A 16,773-nucleotide genomic window follows, 5' to 3' on the forward strand; every position below is an offset into this window, starting at 1 on the left:
CCGCCGATCTCGCCGCACTCGCCGGGGCAGCGGCAGCGGAGCAGGGCGGTGACCCCTGTGTCGCGGCCGGTGACATCGCGCAGGCAAACCGGGGCGCCCTCACGGACTGCCGGGTCGACAGCGTCGATGTGCTGGTGACCGTCGCCGTCGACCTGCCGGGAGGGGTCGAGGTGCTCGACGAGGTCAGCGCGCGAGCGCGGGCAGGGCCGTCATGAGACGGCACTCCGTCAGGGAGCCGAGGCCAGGAGCGCGTCGAGCAGCTGCACCGCCGCGTGCTTGTCGAGCGGGTTGTTCTGGTTGCCGCACTTGGGTGACTGTACGCAGCTCGGGCAGCCGTCGGCGCAGGTGCAGCCCTCGATCGCCTCCCGGGTCGCGGTGAGCCACTCACGCGCCACGGAGTAGCCCCGCTCAGCGAAGCCGGCGCCGCCCGGGTGCCCGTCGTGGACGAAGACCGTGAGCATGCCGGTGTCGGGATGGAGCGCGGTGGAGACGCCGCCGATGTCCCAGCGGTCGCAGGTGGCGAAGAGCGGCAGCAGGCCGATCGAGGCATGCTCCGCGGCATGGGCTGCTCCCGGCAGGTCGCCCGCCTCCAGCCCCGCGCCCTCCCAGACGTGCTGCGGCACGGTCCACCAGACCGAGCCGGTGTGGAGACTGCGCACGGGCAGGTCGAGCGGCTCCTCGCCGACCACCTCACCCGACGGCTGGCGACGGCGGAGGTAGGAGACGACCTGGTGCGAGACGGCGACCGAGCCGAAGGAGAGGCGGCAGTCGCCCCACATCACGTGGTCGCGCTCGCCGAGGATCCGGATGTCGGTGACCTCGCGGGCACTCGTGGAGTAGTCCGTCTCCGCGCGCTCCATGAACGCCACGTGACCCTCGAGGTCGAGCTGCTCGACCAGCCAGGTCTCACCGCGGTGGACGTAGACGGCGCCGGGGTGGGCCGTCCCGTGGGCGGAGCCGCCATCGACCGTGCCGACGACGCGACCGCTCGACGCCTCGACGAGCTGCACGGGAGAGCCCCCGGCCGAGCGCAGGTCAGCGAGGTCCGTGGCACGGCGGTGGTCGGTCCAGAACCAGCCCGCCTGCCGCCGCCGGAGCATCCCGGCGTCGGTGAGGGCGTCGACCGCCTCCCTCGCGGTGGGACCGAAGAGAGGCAGGTCGGCCGGGGTCAGTGGCTTCTCCTCCGCCGCGGCGCAGAGGTGCGGCCCGAGCACGTAGGGGTTCGAGGGGTCGAACACGCTCGCCTCGACGGGTCGCCCGAGCAGCGCCTCGGGGTGTCGCACAAGGTAGGTGTCGAGCGGGTCGTCGCGTGCGACGAGCACAGCCAGGGCATCGCCGCCGTTGCGGCCGGCGCGCCCGACCTGCTGCCACAACGCAGCGCGGGTGCCCGGGAAACCGGCGAGCAGCACCGCATCGAGTCCGCTCACGTCGATGCCGAGCTCGAGCGCGTTGGTCGCCGCCAGCCCGAGCAGGTCACCGCGGCGCAGCGCCGCCTCGATCTCCCGGCGCTCCTCGGGCAGGTAGCCACCGCGGTACGCCGCGACCCGGTGCGGCAACGACGGGTCGACCTCGGCGAGCTGCTCCGCTGCGGTGTGCGCCACCTGCTCTGCGCCACGACGGGAGCGGATGAACGCCAACGTGCGCACACCCTCGACGACCAGGTCGGTGAGCAGGTCGGCGCACTCCGAGCTGGCGGCGCGCCGCACGGGCGCACCGTTCTCGCCCTCGTAGGAGGTGAAGGGCGGCTCCCACAGCCCGAGCGCCACCCGCCCCCGCGGGGAGCCGTCCTCGGTCACCGCCTGCGCGGGCAGCCCGATCAGGCGCAGCGCGAGCGCCTCGGGGTCGGCCACCGTCGCGCTGGCGAGGACGAACGTCGGGGACGCGCCGTACATCGCGCAGATCCGGCGGAGCCGGCGGATGACGTGGGAGACGTGCGCACCGAAGACGCCCCGGTAGTGGTGGCACTCGTCGATGACGACGTACTGCAGGCCGCGCAGGAAGCGGGCCCACCGCTCGTGGCCGGGCAGGAGCGAGTGGTGGAGCATGTCGGGGTTGGTGAGCAGGAGCTCGCCGCGATCGCGGGCCCAGTCGCGCTGCTCGCGCGAGCTGTCGCCGTCGTGGGTGGTCGCCCAGACGCCGGTGCCGAGCTCGAGCACCGAGGCCAGCTGGTCCTGGGCGAGGGCCTTGGTGGGTGCGAGGTAGAGCGCGGTCGCGCCGCGCTGGCCGTGTGGGCCGCGGCCACCGAGGATCGCGGTGAGGGCCGGCAGCTGGTAGGCGAGCGACTTGCCCGACGCGGTGCCGGTCGCGAGCACGACGTGGGTGCCGGCGTGCGCAGCGGACGCGGCCGCTGCCTGGTGGCTCCACGGCGAGGTGACCCCACGGCGGGTGAAGCCCGCGACGACGTCGGGGTGGGCCCAGGCCGGCCACTCCGCGCGTACGCCGTCCCGTGGCGGCAGCAGCTCGACGTGCGCCAGCCGATCGGCGCGCGCCGGGGTCGCGAGCCGGTCGAGGAGGTCGGCGACGTCGGGCTGCGGCCTCCCCGGCACTGCCTGCTGTGTCGACGTCACTGACCAAGTTTCCCAGCCACCACCGACACACGCGTGGTTTGATACGCGCGTGGACCTCGACCTCAATGCACGCGACCACGACGGCGTGTCGGTCGTCGCCGTCAAGGGCGAGATCGACGTCTACACCGCGCCCCGGCTCCGCGACCGGATCACCGACCTCGTCGGCGGCGGCGCCTACCGGATCGTGGTCGACCTGGAGGGCGTGGAGTTCCTCGACTCGACCGGCCTCGGCGTGCTCGTCGGTGGCCTGAAGAAGGTCCGTGCGCACGGCGGTTCGCTCCAGCTGGTCTGCACCCAGGAGCGCCTGCTCAAGATCTTCCGGATCACCGGCCTGGCCAAGGTCTTCGTGATCCACGACGACCTCGACAGCGCCATCGCCGCAGCCTGACGCGCCACGAGTGCAGGCTCGACTGGCCACAGCCGCTGGTTCGGCCGACCACAGGCGCGAGGTCGCGGCGCCGCGCGAGCCTCTCGACGGGTGAGTGAACACGTGCCACTCTGAAACGGCACACGGGGGCTCCCGGACGACAGAGGTGTGGCATGCGGGCTGCAGACATCGACCTGACCGGTTCCGACCTGACGCTCGTCCTGGGCGTCGGAGTGGTGGCGCTGGTCGCCCTGATCATGGCGGCGGTCTTCCGACGGCAGGTGCTCGCCACCGACGAGGGCACCCCGATGATGCGGGAGATCGCGAAGGCCGTGCAGGAGGGCGCGGACGCCTACCTCCGGCGACAGCTGAAGACCCTGGCGGGCTTCGCGGTGATCGCCTTCCTCCTGCTCCTCGCGCTCCCGGCCGACGACCTCGGCGTACGTCTGGGACGGTCGGCGTTCTTCCTCGTGGGAGCGGCGTTCTCGGCAACGATCGGCTACCTCGGCATGTGGCTCGCGGTGCGCGCCAACGTGCGGGTCGCAGCTGCCGCCGACGAGCCCGGGGGCGCGGGCCGCGACCCGGCGATGAACATCGCCTTCCGCACCGGCGCGTTCGTCGGCATGGCCACGGTCGGCCTCGGTCTCCTCGGCGCCAGCCTCGTCGTCCTCCTGTACGCCGGTCAGGCGCCGCACGTGCTCGAGGGCTTCGGCTTCGGCGCAGCCCTGCTCGCGATGTTCATGCGTGTCGGTGGCGGCATCTTCACCAAGGCCGCCGACGTCGGCGCCGACCTCGTCGGCAAGGTCGAGAAGGGCATCCCCGAGGACGACCCGCGCAACGCAGCCACCATCGCCGACAACGTGGGCGACAACGTCGGCGACTGCGCCGGCATGGCCGCCGACCTCTTCGAGTCGTACGCCGTCACCCTGGTCGCCGCGCTCATCCTCGGGTCGGCGGCGTTCGGCGTGCAAGGGCTCGTCTTCCCGCTTCTGGTGCCCGCGGTGGGCGCCGTGACCGCGGTGATCGGCATCTTCCTGTGCCGCCCGCGGGAGGGGGAGAACGGTCTGCGCACCATCAACCGCGCCTTCTACCTGTCGGCGGGCATCGCGGCCGTCGCCTGCTCGGTGGTCGCCTTCACCTACCTGCCGCGCTCCATCGGTGGCCTGACCGGTGGCCTCAACAGCACCGACGCGGGCGCCGCGGCGCAGCTCGACGCGATCACCGGCTCCACGATGGGCAGCATCGACCCGGCACTCGTCGCGGCCAGCGCCGTTTTGATCGGCATCGTCCTCGCGGCGGTGATCCTGGCGATCACCGGCTACTACACCGGCACCGAGCACGAGCCCGTCAAGAGCGTGGGCCGCACGTCGGTCACCGGCGCCGCCACCGTCATCCTGAGCGGGTTGAGCGTCGGGTTCGAGTCGGCCGTCTACACGACGCTGGTGATCGGGGCAGCCGTCTTCGGTGCCTTCGCCCTCGGCTCCGGCTCGTTGTCGGTGGCCCTGTTCGCCGTCGCACTCACCGGCTGCGGCCTGCTCACCACCGTCGGCGTGATCGTCGCGATGGACACCTTCGGCCCTGTCTCCGACAACGCGCAGGGCATTGCGGAGATGTCGGGCGACGTCCACGAGTCCGGCGAGCAGGTCCTGACCGAGCTCGACGCCGTCGGCAACACCACCAAGGCGATCACCAAGGGCATCGCGATCGCGACCGCCGTGCTCGCCGCCAGTGCCCTCTTCGGCTCCTACATCGGCTCTGTGATCGAGGAGCTCGCTGCGTCGGGCGCGGACAGCGCCCCGACGTTCGCGGTCTTCAGCCCGGACGTCCTGGTGGGCCTCCTGATCGGTGTCTCCGTCGTCTTCCTCTTCGCCGGCCTCGCCATCAACGCGGTCGGGCGTGCGGCGGGGGCCGTCGTGATGGAGGTGCGCAAGCAGTTCGCCGAGGACCCGGGGATCATGGCCGGCACCAGCCGTCCGGCGTACGGCCGCGTGGTCGACATCGTCACCCGCGACTCGCTCCGCGAGCTGGTCACGCCCGGTGTCCTCGCGGTGCTCGCCCCCGTCGTGGTCGGCTTCGGCCTCGGCGTCGGGCCGCTGGCCGGCTTCCTCGCCGGTGCGATCGGCGCCGGCACGCTGATGGCGGTCTTCCTCGCGAACGCCGGCGGCTCCTGGGACAACGCCAAGAAGCTCGTCGAGGACGGTCACCACGGCGGCAAGGGCTCCGAGGCGCACGCGGCCACCGTCATCGGTGACACGGTGGGCGACCCGTTCAAGGACACGGCCGGACCCGCGATCAATCCGCTGATCAAGGTGATGAACCTGGTGTCGCTGCTCATCGTGGGGGCTGTCGTGTCGATGACGCTGGGAGCCGACGCCAACCGTCCGCTCTCGTTGCTCATCGCCGGAGCCGCGCTCGTGGTCATCGTGGTCGCGGTGGTGGCCTCCAAGCGCCGCAGCAGCCACCTCGACGACGGGCCTGAGGAGATCACGCCGCCCGCGCCGCAGCACGACGTACCGCAGCCGCGGGCCGGGGCGCACGAGCCGCCGCACTCGCGCCGGGGCGTGGTCCGCCACTGACCCGGGGCCGGAGCGCATGTTCCGCGCCCGCCCTGCTGTAAAGCCGGATTACGTGCACTTCTGCCGCCGTAGACCAGCGCAGAAGTGCACGTAATCGCGCTTTACAGCGGAGTGGGGCGGGTGCAGGGTCCAGCGCGCGCCCCATCGCGCGTCGGGGATGATGGGCGCGTGACCGACCGCGCGCCCCTGCACTCCTCACTTCCGGCAGCCCTCCGCGCTGCGCTCGCCGACGCCTCCTACACGTACGACGGGGTCGCGGAGCTGCTCGGCCCGACGGCGCACAACGCCCTGTCGCGCAACGAGACCGCGCCAGGGCTGCGGCGTACGACCGGGAGCAGCCCGCTCGAGACGCTGACCCGGCTCTTCCTGCTGCAGGCGACGGTCCCGGTGGTGGACGCCGAGAAGGCGCTGCCCGGTCTGGTCGACCGGCTCTGTGTGGAGGGCATCCTCGAGCGCTCGCTCTCGGAGGTCGCGGCGCGCATCGACGTCCGGCCCTACGCCGCCAACCTCGAGGGCGACGACCGGGACTTCTGGGTCGTCTCCGACCTGACGCCCGGCCTCGACGGCACCCCCAACAACGTCGGCGTCAACCACGTCCTCGGCATCTCCAGCGCGTCGACCAGCCTCGCCCAGCTGACCCTGCGCCACGACGTGCGGACCGCCCTCGACCTGGGCACCGGCTGCGGCGTCCAGGCGTTGCACCTCGCGGGTCACGCGGAGCGGGTCGTCGCCACCGACGTCAACAAGCGGGCCCTGTGGATCGCGGAGTTCAACGCCGCGCTCAACCAGACCCCCAACGTGGAGGTCGTCGACGGCTCCTTCTTCGAGCCGGTCGCGGGCGACACGTTCGACCTGATCGCGACCAACCCGCCGTTCGTCATCTCGCCGGCGACGGGGGAGCGGCTGGTCTACCGGGACTCCGGCCTGCCGGGCGACCGGGTGGTCGAGGACATCGTCCGCAAGGCGCCCGAGCTGCTGAACGTCGGCGGTTGGTGCCAGGTCCTCGCGAACTGGATCATCAGGGCCGACACCCCGTGGGACGAGCGGCTCGCCTCCTGGCTCGACGGCACCTGCGACGCGTTCGTGGTGCAGCGTGAGGTCCTCGACCCGGCCAGCTACGTCGAGCTCTGGCTCAAGGACGCCGGCCTGCAGTCGGCCCCCGACTACCTCCACCGCTACGACACGTGGCTGGCGTGGTTCGAGGAGCAGGGCATCGAGGCGATCGGCTTCGGCTGGATCAACCTCCGCAAGCGCCCGGTCGACGCGCCAGGCCAGCCGACGTACCGCCTCGAGGAGTGGCCGTACGACGTGGAGCAGCCGATCGCGCCGGCCATCGGCGCGTGGGGCGAGGCCGTCGACGCCCTCGTGGGGCTGACAGACGACGACGCGCTGATGAATGCCACGCTCCAGGTCCGCGAGGACGTCCAGCAGGAGACCGTCGGCGCGCCCGGTGCCGAGGACCCGCACACGGTCGTGCTCCGTCAGCAGCGCGGCTTCCGGCGTGCCCGCAAGGCCGACACGGTCGAAGCGGCGCTCGTCGGCGCGTGCGACGGCGAGCTGACCGTCGGCCAGATCCTCGACGCGCTCGCCCAGCTGCTCGAGGCCGATGCGGCCGAGACCCGCGCGGCGTACGTGGAGAAGGTCCGCGAGCTCATCGCGGAGGGCTTCCTCGAGCTTTCCTGACCGAAGGTCAGCGGCGCCCATCACCTCACGTCCGCACTGGACGCCCTGAATCGTGGGGCTACAGTGAGCGGCCGTGAGCACCCTCTCGGCAAGGTGAGGTGTCACGAAAGAGCAGGGAGAGCAGAGCGCGTGGGACACAAGCTGGTCATCGTCGAGTCCCCGGCCAAGGCCCGCACCATCGGTGGGTACCTCGGCGCGGGCTACGTCGTCGAGTCCTCCATCGGCCACATCCGCGACCTCCCGAACAACGCCGCGGAGATCCCGGCGAAGATCAAGGAGAAGCCCTGGGGCCGCCTGGGCATCGACGTCGACGGCGACTTCACCCCCTACTACGTGGTGCCGCGCGACAAGAAGTCGCACATGACCAAGCTCAAGTCGCTGCTGAAGGACGCCGACGAGCTCTTCCTCGCCACCGATGAGGACCGCGAGGGCGAGGCGATCGCCTGGCACCTCCTCGACGAGCTGAAGCCCAAGAAGGGCGTCCCGGTCAAGCGGATGGTCTTCCACGAGATCACCAAGTCGGCGATCCTCGCCGCTGCCGAGAACCCGCGCGAGATCAACGACGACCTGGTCGAGGCGCAGGAGACCCGCCGCATCCTCGACCGCCTCTACGGCTACGAGATCTCCCCGGTCCTGTGGCGCAAGGTCCAGAGCGGTCTCTCCGCCGGCCGCGTCCAGTCGGTCGCCACGCGCCTCGTCGTCGACCGCGAGAAGGAGCGGATGGCCTTCAAGGTCGCCTCCTACTGGGACCTCGAGGGCACCTTCGACGCGGGCTCGGGCCATGACCAGCGGATGTTCCCCGCCAAGATCCACTCCATCGACGGCGCCCGGATCGCCCGCGGCTCGGACTTCGACAACACCGCGCAGCTGACCGCCGCCGCGACCAAGGCGGGGGTCGCCCACCTCGACCGCAAGGCCGCCGACGCGCTCGTCACCGCGCTCGACGACACCTCCTTCACGGTCCGCTCGGTCGAGTCCAAGCCCTACAAGCGGAGCCCGTACGCGCCGTTCCGCACGACGACCCTCCAGCAGGAGGCCAGCCGCAAGCTCGGCATGACCGCCCAGGTCGCGATGAGCGTGGCGCAGCGCCTCTACGAGGGCGGCTACATCACCTACATGCGTACCGACTCCACGACGCTGAGCGACGCCGCCATCGGCGCGGCACGGGAGCAGGTCCGAGAGCTGTACGGCGCGGAGTACCTCCCCGACCGCCCCCGCGTCTACGCCTCCAAGGTCAAGAACGCGCAGGAGGCACACGAGGCGATCCGTCCGGCCGGCGAGCACTTCCGCACCCCCGCCCAGACCGGGCTCAGCGGCGACCAGTTCCGCCTCTACGAGCTGATCTGGATGCGCACCGTCGCGTCGCAGATGAAGGACGCGGTCGGCAACACCGTCTCGGTCCGGCTCGGCGGCACGGCGGCTGACGGTCGCGACGTCGTCTTCGGCGCGAGCGGTCGCACGATCACCTTCCACGGCTTCCTCAAGGCGTACGTCGAGGGCACCGACAACGACGCCACCAAGGACGACGCCGAGACCCGCCTGCCCAACCTGACCGAGGGCGCGAGCGTGTCGGCGGCGAGCATCAGCGCAGCGGGCCACGAGACCAAGCCGCCGGCGCGCTTCACCGAGGCGACGCTGATCAAGGAGCTCGAGGACCGCGAGATCGGCCGCCCGTCGACGTACGCGAGCATCATCTCGACGATCATCAACCGCGGCTACGTCTACAAGAAGGGCACCGCCCTGGTGCCCGCGTGGATCGCGTTCTCGGTGGTGCGGCTCCTCGAGGAGCACTTCACGCGCCTCATCGACTACGACTTCACCGCCTCGCTCGAGGAGGTGCTCGACGGCATCGCCCGTGGTGAGCGCCAGAAGGTCATCGAGCTGCGGGAGTTCTACTTCGGCTCCGACGCCAAGGTCGGCGTCAAGCCGCTTGTCGACGGGCTCGGCGACATCGACGCCAAGGCGCTGGCGACCTTCCCGGTCGGCGATCCCGCCGACGGCATCGTGCTCCGTGTGGGCCGCTACGGCCCGTACATCGAGGGCCCCGAGGGTGAGGGCGACGCCACCCCGACGCGGGCCAACGTCCCCGACGACCTCCCGCCGGACGAGCTGACCGCGGCCAAGGCGCGTGAGCTCTTCGCCAACCCGGCGGGTGCCGAGATCGAGCTCGGGGTCCATCCCGACACCGGCCTCCAGGTCGTGGCCAAGAACGGCCGCTTCGGTCCCTACGTCACCGAGGTCCTGCCGGACGACGCCCCCAAGACCGGCAAGAACGCCGTCAAGCCGCGCACCGGCTCGCTCTTCAAGGACATGTCGCTCGACACGATCACCCTCGACGACGCGATCAAGCTGCTGTCGCTGCCGCGGGTCGTCGGTGTCGACACCGACGGCGAGGAGATCACCGCGCAGAACGGTCGCTACGGGCCGTACCTCAAGAAGGGCACGGACTCCCGCACCATCGCGTCCGAGGCGCAGCTGCTGACGATCACGCTCGAGGAGGCGCAGGCGATCTACGCCCAGCCCAAGCAGCGTGGCCGTGCCGCCGCGGCGCCGCCGCTCAAGCAGCTCGGCCCCGATCCCGTCTCCGGACAGCCGGTCGTGATCAAGTCGGGCCGCTTCGGCGACTACGTGACCGATGGCGAGTACAACGCGACGCTCCGCAAGGACGACACCATCGAGGCGATGACGATCGAGCGCGCTGCCGAGCTGCTCGCCGAGCGTCGGGCCAAGGGCCCTGCCAAGAAGACGGCCAAGAAGACCGCGAAGAAGGCGACCGCGAAGAAGGCCACGGCCAAGAAGGCGACCGCGAAGAAGGCCGCGGCCAAGAAGACGACGAAGAAGGCCGCCGCGAAGAAGAGCTCGTAGCGCCTGCCGGGAATCGGGCGGCTCCGGATGCATCATCCTCACATGAGCATCGACGAGCAGCTCGATCCCGCCGCTGCCGACGAGATCGTCGCGAAGGAGCCTCCGGTCGAGGGCGACTTCCTCCACCGCGTGCTCCACGAGGACCGCGACGAGCCGCCGGCGTCACCGCTCGCTCCGACCTCCGGCCGCATCGCTCGCGGGGCGAGGGCCACCGGTCGGGGCCTGCTGGGGTTCCTCCTCTTCCTGCTCGGGCTCGCGGCCGGCGGCGGCGCGGGGTTCGGCTACGGCGTCGGCCTGGTCGAGGGCGAGAACCGCGTCGACCTCCTCCCGCCGTACGCCGACTGGCCGGCGCTCTGGTGGGTGCTGCTCGGCAGCGTCCCTGTCGTCCTGGTCCTGGCATCGTGGCGGCGGATCCGTCCGGTCTGCTTCGGCTACCTGGTGGCGCTGCCGTGGCAGCTGGTGGTCGCGCTGGTCTACGCCTACGTCACGTTCGGCACGTGGGGCTACGCGCCGCAGCCCTGACCCGCACGCCTCCGGCGACCATCCGCCGTCCACCCTCGCTGTAACGCGGTGTCCTCGTGGCTTCTGCGGTGCTGCAGAGGCGCACGAGTCACGACAGGACCGCAGAAGTGCGGGCACCCCAGCGGCAAAGGGATCGCCGTCCTCCACAGGGCGCACAACGCGGCCCGCGCACCGGGCGCCTCTGTGCGCACGATGTGCCCATGTACGCCGAGATCCGCGCCCTCATGGCCCAGCAGCACGGGCTCATCACCCGTCGCCAGGCAATCTCGGCCGGTCTCTCCGCCGCCACGGTCGACGAGCTCGTCCGGCGCGGCACGTGGCGCACGATCCGCCGTGGGGCGTACGTCGAGTCGGCAGTCTGGGACGCTCTTGACGACCGGACCGGTCGGCCGCTGCTGGTCGCGCGTGCCGTCACGCTGACGGCCGCGAAGGCACATGCCTGGAGTCACGACACTGCCGGGCTCGCCCTTGGGCTCGCGCTGCTGACCGCGAAGAATTCGCTGACGCACGTAACCCGACCCGACGTACGCGGTGATCGCACGACCCGTGGCGTCAAGCATCATGGCGCGGCGTTCATCGAGGCCGAGGTGGAAGAGGTGGACGGGATCCGGGTGCTCGGCATGGCCCGATCTGCAGTTGACGTTGCGCGCGAGCACGGGTTGGCGCACGGCCTCGCGCCGTACGTCGTGCCGAAGCGCTGCCCGCGAGTGGCGTGATCACTTCCGCGGTCTTCTCGTGGCTTCTGCGCTGCTGTAACCCCGCAGAAGCCACGAGGACACCGCGTTACAGCAGCGCGGGGCGATCGCCCGGCCGGGTTGTGGGTCCGGCCGACTAGGTTGTACGCCGTGAGCACGGGCGCCTTCTCCGACACCGGCCTCTTCGTCTGCTTCGAAGGCGGCGAGGGCGGCGGCAAGTCGACGCAGTCGCGCCTGCTGCAGCAGTGGCTGGAGGCCGAGGGCCACGACGTGGTGCTCACCTTCGAGCCGGGTGACACCGAGGTCGGTCGCCGCATCCGCGAGATCGTCCTGAGCCCCGAGACCGGCGAGCTGAGCAACCGCACCGAGGTGCTGCTCTACGCCGCCGACAAGGCCGAGCACGTCGACACCGTCGTCCTTCCGGCCCTGCGCGCCGGCAGCGTCGTGATCACCGATCGGTACGTCGACTCCGCGCTCGCCTACCAGGGTGCGGGGCGCACCGAGACGGTCGCGGAGGTCGAGGCGGTCAATCGCTGGGCCACGCGTGACCTGCGGCCGCACCTGACCGTCGTGCTCGACCTGGAGCCGCAGGCCGGGCTGGGCCGCTTCGAGGAGCGTGACCGCATCGAGGGGGAGTCGCTGGAGTTCCACGAGCGCGTGCGCGCGGCGTTCCTCGCGATGGCCGCACAGGACCCCGACCACTACCTCGTCCTCGACGCGCGCGGCTCGATCGAGGAGATCCACACCGCGATCCGCGAGCGCGTGGCAGCCGCCTTGTCGAAGGCACGCGCGTGAGCGCGGCCGCACTCGAGCGGGGCATCTGGGACCACCTCGTCGGCCAGCGCCCGGCGATCACCGCACTCGCCCGCGCCGCGCAGGGCCAGGGCATGAGCCACGCCTGGCTCTTCACCGGTCCACCCGGGTCGGGCCGCTCCAACGCGGCGATCGCGTTCGCGGCTGCGCTCCAGTGCGAGCAGGGCGGCTGCGGCAGCTGCCATGCCTGCCACACCGTCATGGCGGGCTCACACGCCGACGTCAGCGTCGTCCGCACGGAGAAGCTCTCGATCGGTGTCGACGAGGTCCGCGACATCGTCCGCCGCTCCGGCCTCAGCCCGGTCGGCAAGCGGTGGCAGGTCCTCGTGGTCGAGGACGCCGACCGGCTCACCGACCAGGCCTGCAACGCCCTGCTGAAGGCGATCGAGGAGCCGACCCCGCGCACGGTGTGGATGCTCTGCGCCCCGACCGTCGAGGACGTCCTCACCACGATCCGCTCGCGCTGCCGGCTGGTCACGCTGACCACGCCGGCGCCGGCTGACGTGGCGGCGTTCCTGGTGCGCACGATGGGCGTCCCGGACTCCCTGGCGTCCTACGCCGCCCGCCACAGCCAGGGCCACATCGGCCGGGCCCGTGCGCTGGCGAAGGACGAGCACGTCCGCAACCGCCGCCGCGAGATCGTCGCCATCCCGGCCCGTCTCACCTCCCTCGGCGCGTGCATGCAGGCCGCGGACCGGCTCCATGCCGCCGCGAAGGCGGAGGCGGAGGCGATCACCAGCGACCTCGACAAGAGCGAGAAGGCCGACCTCGACGCGGCGTACGGCGTGGTCGAGCGGGGTCGCCGGCCGCGGGAGTACGCACCTGCCCTGGCCGCCCTCGAGAAAGGCCAGAAGACCCGGGCGAAGCGCCGGATCCTCGATGTCGTCGACCGGGCCCTGATGGACCTGGTCAGCGTCTACCGCGACGCGATCGCCCTCAGCACCGGCTCTGGAGCCGAGCTGGTCAACGAGGAGCTCCGGCCCGATCTCGAGCGGCTCGTGCAGCTGAGCACGCCCGAGCAGGCCCTGCGGCGGATCGATGCGATCTTCGCTGCGCGCGAGCAGATGCTCGAGTTCAACGTCCCGGCGCAGCTCGCGCTGGAGTCGATGATGGTGGCGCTGAAGCTGCCGGAGGGAGGCCGGGCGTGAAGCGTGCGCTGCCGATCCTGTTCGTGGTCATCGCGATCCTCTTCCCGATCGTCATCGCGGTGGTGGTGCTGGCCCCGGCCGATCGCGACAGCAGTGGTGACGACAGCGCGTCGGAGCCGATCGAGCGTCCTGAGGACGCCGGCTCGCGCGACGTGCCCGACCCGGCGCTGGAGCGGTTCTACGCTCAGGAGCTCGACTGGTCGGCGTGCCGCGACGGAGACGAGTGCGCGACGCTGGAGGTCCCGCTCGACTACGCCGACCCCGCCGGCACGACGATCGGCATCGCGGTGCTCCGCAACGATGTCGACAAGCCCGCCCAGCGAGTCGGCAACCTGGTCGTCAACCCGGGCGGGCCCGGTGCTCCCGGCACCGACTACGCCGCCAGCAGCAGCGACTTCCCGAGCTTCCCCGACGCGATCTACGACCACTACGACGTGATCGGCTTCGACCCGCGCGGCACCGGCGCGAGCGCGCCGGTCGACTGCCTCAGCGACGGCCAGCTCGACGCGTTCGTCGCGGCCGACCCCGACCCCGACACCCCGGCGGAGGTCCGCGCGTTCGTCGAGGACGCCGACACCTTCGGGCCCGGCTGCGAGCGGCGCTCGGGTGACCTCTACCGCCATGTCTCCACCCACAACGCCGCCCGCGACATGGACGTGCTGCGGGCCGCGCTGGGCGACGACCACCTCGACTACCTCGGCGCCTCCTACGGCACCAAGCTCGGAGCGACGTACGCCGACCTCTTCCCGAAGCGGGTCGGCCGGATGGTCCTCGACGGTGCGGTCGACCCCACGCTCTCCTCGCTCGAGAGCTCGCTGCAGCAGGCGCACGGCTTCCAGGTCGCGATCGAGGCCTACGTCGACCACTGCATCGAGGAGGACGACTGCTACCTCGGGGCGACCCGCAAGGCGGCGCTCGACCGGATCCGCGACTTCCTCGACGAGGTCGACGCCGAGCCGCTCCGCGTCGGCACCCGCCAGCTGACCTCGGGCACGGCGTTCCTGGGCATCATCACGCCGCTCTACAACAACGACTACTGGAGCTACCTCGACCAGGCGCTGGGGCAGGCGCTTGAGGGAGACGGGCGTGGCCTGCTCGGCTTCGCCGACGTCTACACCTCCCGCAAGGACGGTGGCGGCTACTCCGACAACAGCTCCGAGGCGATCTACGTGATCAACTGCGACGACGATCCGTCGTCCGTCGGGCCGGAGAAGATCCCGGCCCTCTTCCCGCGCTTCGAGGAGCAGTCGCCGACGTTCGGGGGGATCTTCGCGTGGGGCATGATCGGCTGCCGCTCGCTCGGGCCCGGCAAGGAGGCGCCGAAGCCCGACTGGACGCTCGAGGCCAAGGGGGCGGCGCCGATCGTGGTCGTCGGCACGACCCGCGACCCCGCCACCCCGCTGGTCTGGGCTCAGGCGCTCGCCTCCCAGCTCGAGTCCGGTGTGCTGATCACGCGTGACGGTGACGGCCACACGGGCTTCAACATGGGCAACGACTGCGTCGACAGCGCGGTCGAGACGTACCTCATCGAGGGCACGGCGCCCACCCGCGACCTGAGCTGCTGAGGGGGGTTCCGTCCGCATCTGCGGTCCTCTACGCTTCCTTCATGCCGCACCTGCGCCTGAAGGACGCCGCCGCCCACCTCGGCGTCAGTGACGACACCGTCCGCCGCTGGGTCGAACGGGGCCTCCTCGACGCCCACGTCGACAGCACCGGGCGCAAGGTCGTCGATGGCTACGAGGTGGCGATGGTCGCCCGTGAGCAGGCCCGGCAGCCCGGGGCGCCGGGCGCCAGCTCGGCGCGCAACCGGTTCGTCGGGCTGGTCACCGACATCACCCTCGACACCGTGATGGCGCAGGTGGAGCTCCAGTGCGGTCCGTTCCGCGTCGTCTCGCTGATGAGCAGCGAGGCGGTCCGCGAGCTCGGCCTCGAGCGCGGCTCCCTCGCGACCGCGTCGATCAAGTCGACCAACGTCGTGATCGAGACCCACGTGGGCAGCGCATGAACCCGCGCCCCGTCGCCCTCCTCGGCAGCGCCGTACTCCTCTGCACGGGCCTCGCAGCCTGCGGCGGCGACGCGGAGCCGGCTGCCGGGGAGCGGATCCTCACCGTCTACGCCGCGTCATCTCTGCGCGTCGTCTTCGAAGAGCTGGGTGAAGAGTTCGAGTCGACCCATCCCGGGGTCGCGGTCCGGTTCAACTTCGCCGGCTCCTCCGACCTGGCTGCGCAGATCCGGCAGGGAGCGCCGGCCGATGTCTTCGCCTCGGCGGACGAGCGGAGCATGGAGATGGCAGGTCCGATGGCCGAGGGGTGGAGGCCCTTCGCGACCAACACGCTCGCCATCGCGGTGCCGACTGACAACCCGGCGGGCATCGACCGACTGGAGGACCTCGCCTCGGAAGGGGTCCAGCTCGTCACCTGCGCCCCGGAGGTGCCGTGCGGTGCCGCGGCGGCGACGGTCGAGCGCAACGCGGGCCTCGACTGGAAGCCGGTCTCCGAGGAGCCGTCCGTCGCCGACGTGCTCGGCAAGGTCGCCTCCGGTGAAGCCGACGCCGGCCTGGTCTACGTCACGGACGTCGCCGCAGCCGGCGACCGGGTCGCGAGCATCGAGATCCCGGCGCGCGTCAACGCGACGAACAGCTACCCGATCGTCACCCTGGGCGGCTCGGAGTTCCAGGTCGACCTCGCAGCCGAGTGGGTCGACCTCGTCCTCGGCGCCGAGGGACGCACAAGGCTCGGCGCCGCCGGATTCGGTACGCCGTGACGGTGCGCCCCGGCGAGCCGCCCCTGCCGTGGTGGGCCTGGCTGCCGGCGTCCGCCGGTGCGGCGTTCGTGCTGCTCCCGCTCGTCGCGCTCCTCGCGGAGGTGCCCTGGCACGACTTCGTCAGCCTGGTGACGAGCGAGTCGGCGCAGGTCGCGCTCTGGCTGAGCCTGCGCACGGCGGCGGCGAGCACGGCGCTCTGCCTCGTCCTGGGCGTGCCGATGGCGCTCGTCCTGGCCCGGGCCCGCTTCCGTGGGCTGGACCTGCTGCGGGCGGCCGTGCTCCTTCCCCTCGTGCTGCCGCCGGTCGTCGGCGGCATCGCGCTGCTCGCGACGTTCGGGCGTCGCGGACTGCTGGGCGAGGCGCTCGAGGTGGCCGGCGTGCAGGTCGCGTTCTCGACGATCGCCGTGGTGCTGGCCCAGGCGTTCGTGGCGCTGCCCTTCCTGGTGGTGAGCCTCGAGGGCGCGCTGCGCAGCGCCGGACGGCGCTACGAGGTGATCGCGGCCAGCCTGGGCGCGAAGCCGACGCGCGTGCTCTTCCGCGTGACGCTCCCGCTCGTGCTGCCCGGGCTGTTCAGCGGCACGGTGCTCGCGTTCGCGCGGTCGCTGGGGGAGTTCGGCGCGACGCTCACCTTCGCCGGCAGCTTGCAGGGCGTCACCCGCACGCTCCCGCTCGAGATCTTCCTGCAGCGCGAGGTCGACCCCGACGCGGCTGTCGCCCTCTCGGTCCTGCTGATGGCCGTCGCCGTCGTCATCATCGTGATCGCCCGCCGCGACC

General features: G+C 71.6%; 14 protein-coding genes. 13 read left to right on the forward strand and 1 reads right to left on the reverse strand.

Features of this window, described 5'->3' with window-relative positions; genetic code table 11:
* Window positions 1–215, forward strand: a 215-nt coding sequence (locus VLF38_RS11790; protein WP_325271456.1) for an Rv3654c family TadE-like protein, incomplete at its 5' end; no start/stop codon positions are given.
* Between the two features lie 12 nt (window positions 216–227).
* Here the strand turns inward: VLF38_RS11790 and VLF38_RS11795 are convergent.
* Window positions 228–2,567: a DEAD/DEAH box helicase gene (locus VLF38_RS11795; protein ID WP_325271457.1), complete on the reverse strand. Its 2,340-nt coding sequence runs from the start codon at window positions 2,565–2,567 to the stop codon at window positions 228–230.
* Window positions 2,568–2,616: 49 nt separating this feature from the next.
* On the opposite strand from VLF38_RS11795, the gene VLF38_RS11800 reads away from it, so the two are divergent.
* The 12 genes from VLF38_RS11800 to VLF38_RS11855 all read left to right on the forward strand — a co-directional run.
* Window positions 2,617–2,955 carry an anti-sigma factor antagonist gene (locus VLF38_RS11800; RefSeq protein ID WP_325271458.1) on the forward strand — a complete coding sequence of 113 codons (339 nt, stop codon included), beginning with the start codon at window positions 2,617–2,619 and terminating at the stop codon, window positions 2,953–2,955.
* A gap of 152 nt (window positions 2,956–3,107) precedes the next feature.
* Complete coding sequence (locus VLF38_RS11805; RefSeq protein WP_325271459.1) at window positions 3,108–5,510, forward strand: sodium-translocating pyrophosphatase; 2,403 nt, start codon at window positions 3,108–3,110, stop codon at window positions 5,508–5,510.
* Window positions 5,511–5,678: 168 nt separating this feature from the next.
* On the forward strand, window positions 5,679–7,193 hold the full coding sequence (locus VLF38_RS11810; RefSeq protein WP_325271460.1) for a class I SAM-dependent methyltransferase: 1,515 nt from the start codon (window positions 5,679–5,681) through the stop codon (window positions 7,191–7,193).
* Window positions 7,194–7,322: 129 nt separating this feature from the next.
* Window positions 7,323–10,058 carry a type I DNA topoisomerase gene (gene topA, locus VLF38_RS11815; RefSeq protein ID WP_325271461.1) on the forward strand — a complete coding sequence of 912 codons (2,736 nt, stop codon included), beginning with the start codon at window positions 7,323–7,325 and terminating at the stop codon, window positions 10,056–10,058.
* 42 nt (window positions 10,059–10,100) lie between these two features.
* The gene (locus VLF38_RS11820; protein WP_325271462.1) at window positions 10,101–10,580 is read left to right on the forward strand and encodes a hypothetical protein; all 480 of its coding nucleotides are present in this window, start codon (window positions 10,101–10,103) and stop codon (window positions 10,578–10,580) included.
* A gap of 200 nt (window positions 10,581–10,780) precedes the next feature.
* Window positions 10,781–11,296 carry a type IV toxin-antitoxin system AbiEi family antitoxin domain-containing protein gene (locus tag VLF38_RS11825; protein WP_325271463.1) on the forward strand — a complete coding sequence of 172 codons (516 nt, stop codon included), beginning with the start codon at window positions 10,781–10,783 and terminating at the stop codon, window positions 11,294–11,296.
* 129 nt (window positions 11,297–11,425) lie between these two features.
* Window positions 11,426–12,070 (forward strand): dTMP kinase, encoded by a 645-nt coding sequence (gene tmk, locus VLF38_RS11830; RefSeq protein ID WP_325271464.1) that lies wholly within the window; start codon window positions 11,426–11,428, stop codon window positions 12,068–12,070.
* Entirely contained in the window at window positions 12,067–13,236 is a 1,170-nt protein-coding gene (locus tag VLF38_RS11835; protein WP_325271465.1) for a DNA polymerase III subunit delta', read from the forward strand. Before tmk ends, VLF38_RS11835 begins: the two co-directional genes overlap by 4 nt.
* On the forward strand, window positions 13,233–14,801 hold the full coding sequence (locus tag VLF38_RS11840) for an alpha/beta hydrolase (protein WP_325271466.1): 1,569 nt from the start codon (window positions 13,233–13,235) through the stop codon (window positions 14,799–14,801). Before VLF38_RS11835 ends, VLF38_RS11840 begins: the two co-directional genes overlap by 4 nt.
* 41 nt (window positions 14,802–14,842) lie before the next feature.
* The gene (locus VLF38_RS11845) at window positions 14,843–15,241 is read left to right on the forward strand and encodes a TOBE domain-containing protein (RefSeq protein WP_325271467.1); all 399 of its coding nucleotides are present in this window, start codon (window positions 14,843–14,845) and stop codon (window positions 15,239–15,241) included.
* Entirely contained in the window at window positions 15,238–15,999 is a 762-nt protein-coding gene (gene modA / locus VLF38_RS11850; protein ID WP_325271468.1) for a molybdate ABC transporter substrate-binding protein, read from the forward strand. The genes VLF38_RS11845 and modA overlap by 4 nt, the downstream gene beginning before the upstream one ends.
* Window positions 15,996–16,773, forward strand: a 778-nt coding sequence (locus VLF38_RS11855; protein ID WP_325271469.1) for an ABC transporter permease, incomplete at its 3' end; no start/stop codon positions are given. The genes modA and VLF38_RS11855, both read left to right, overlap by 4 nt.

Origin of the sequence: Nocardioides sp. (assembly GCF_035481145.1) — a bacterium.
GTDB lineage: Bacteria > Actinomycetota > Actinomycetes > Propionibacteriales > Nocardioidaceae > Nocardioides.

Excerpts from the sequence above, each read along its gene's own strand:
- VLF38_RS11805 (WP_325271459.1), top strand. The coding sequence starts at position 3,108 with ATGCGGGCTGCAGACATCGACCTGACCGGTTCCGACCTGACGCTCGTC.
- VLF38_RS11820 (WP_325271462.1), top strand. The coding sequence starts at position 10,101 with ATGAGCATCGACGAGCAGCTCGATCCCGCCGCTGCCGACGAGATCGTC.
- VLF38_RS11825 (WP_325271463.1), top strand. The coding sequence starts at position 10,781 with ATGTACGCCGAGATCCGCGCCCTCATGGCCCAGCAGCACGGGCTCATC.
- VLF38_RS11845 (WP_325271467.1), top strand. The coding sequence starts at position 14,843 with ATGCCGCACCTGCGCCTGAAGGACGCCGCCGCCCACCTCGGCGTCAGT.
- modA (WP_325271468.1), top strand. The coding sequence starts at position 15,238 with ATGAACCCGCGCCCCGTCGCCCTCCTCGGCAGCGCCGTACTCCTCTGC.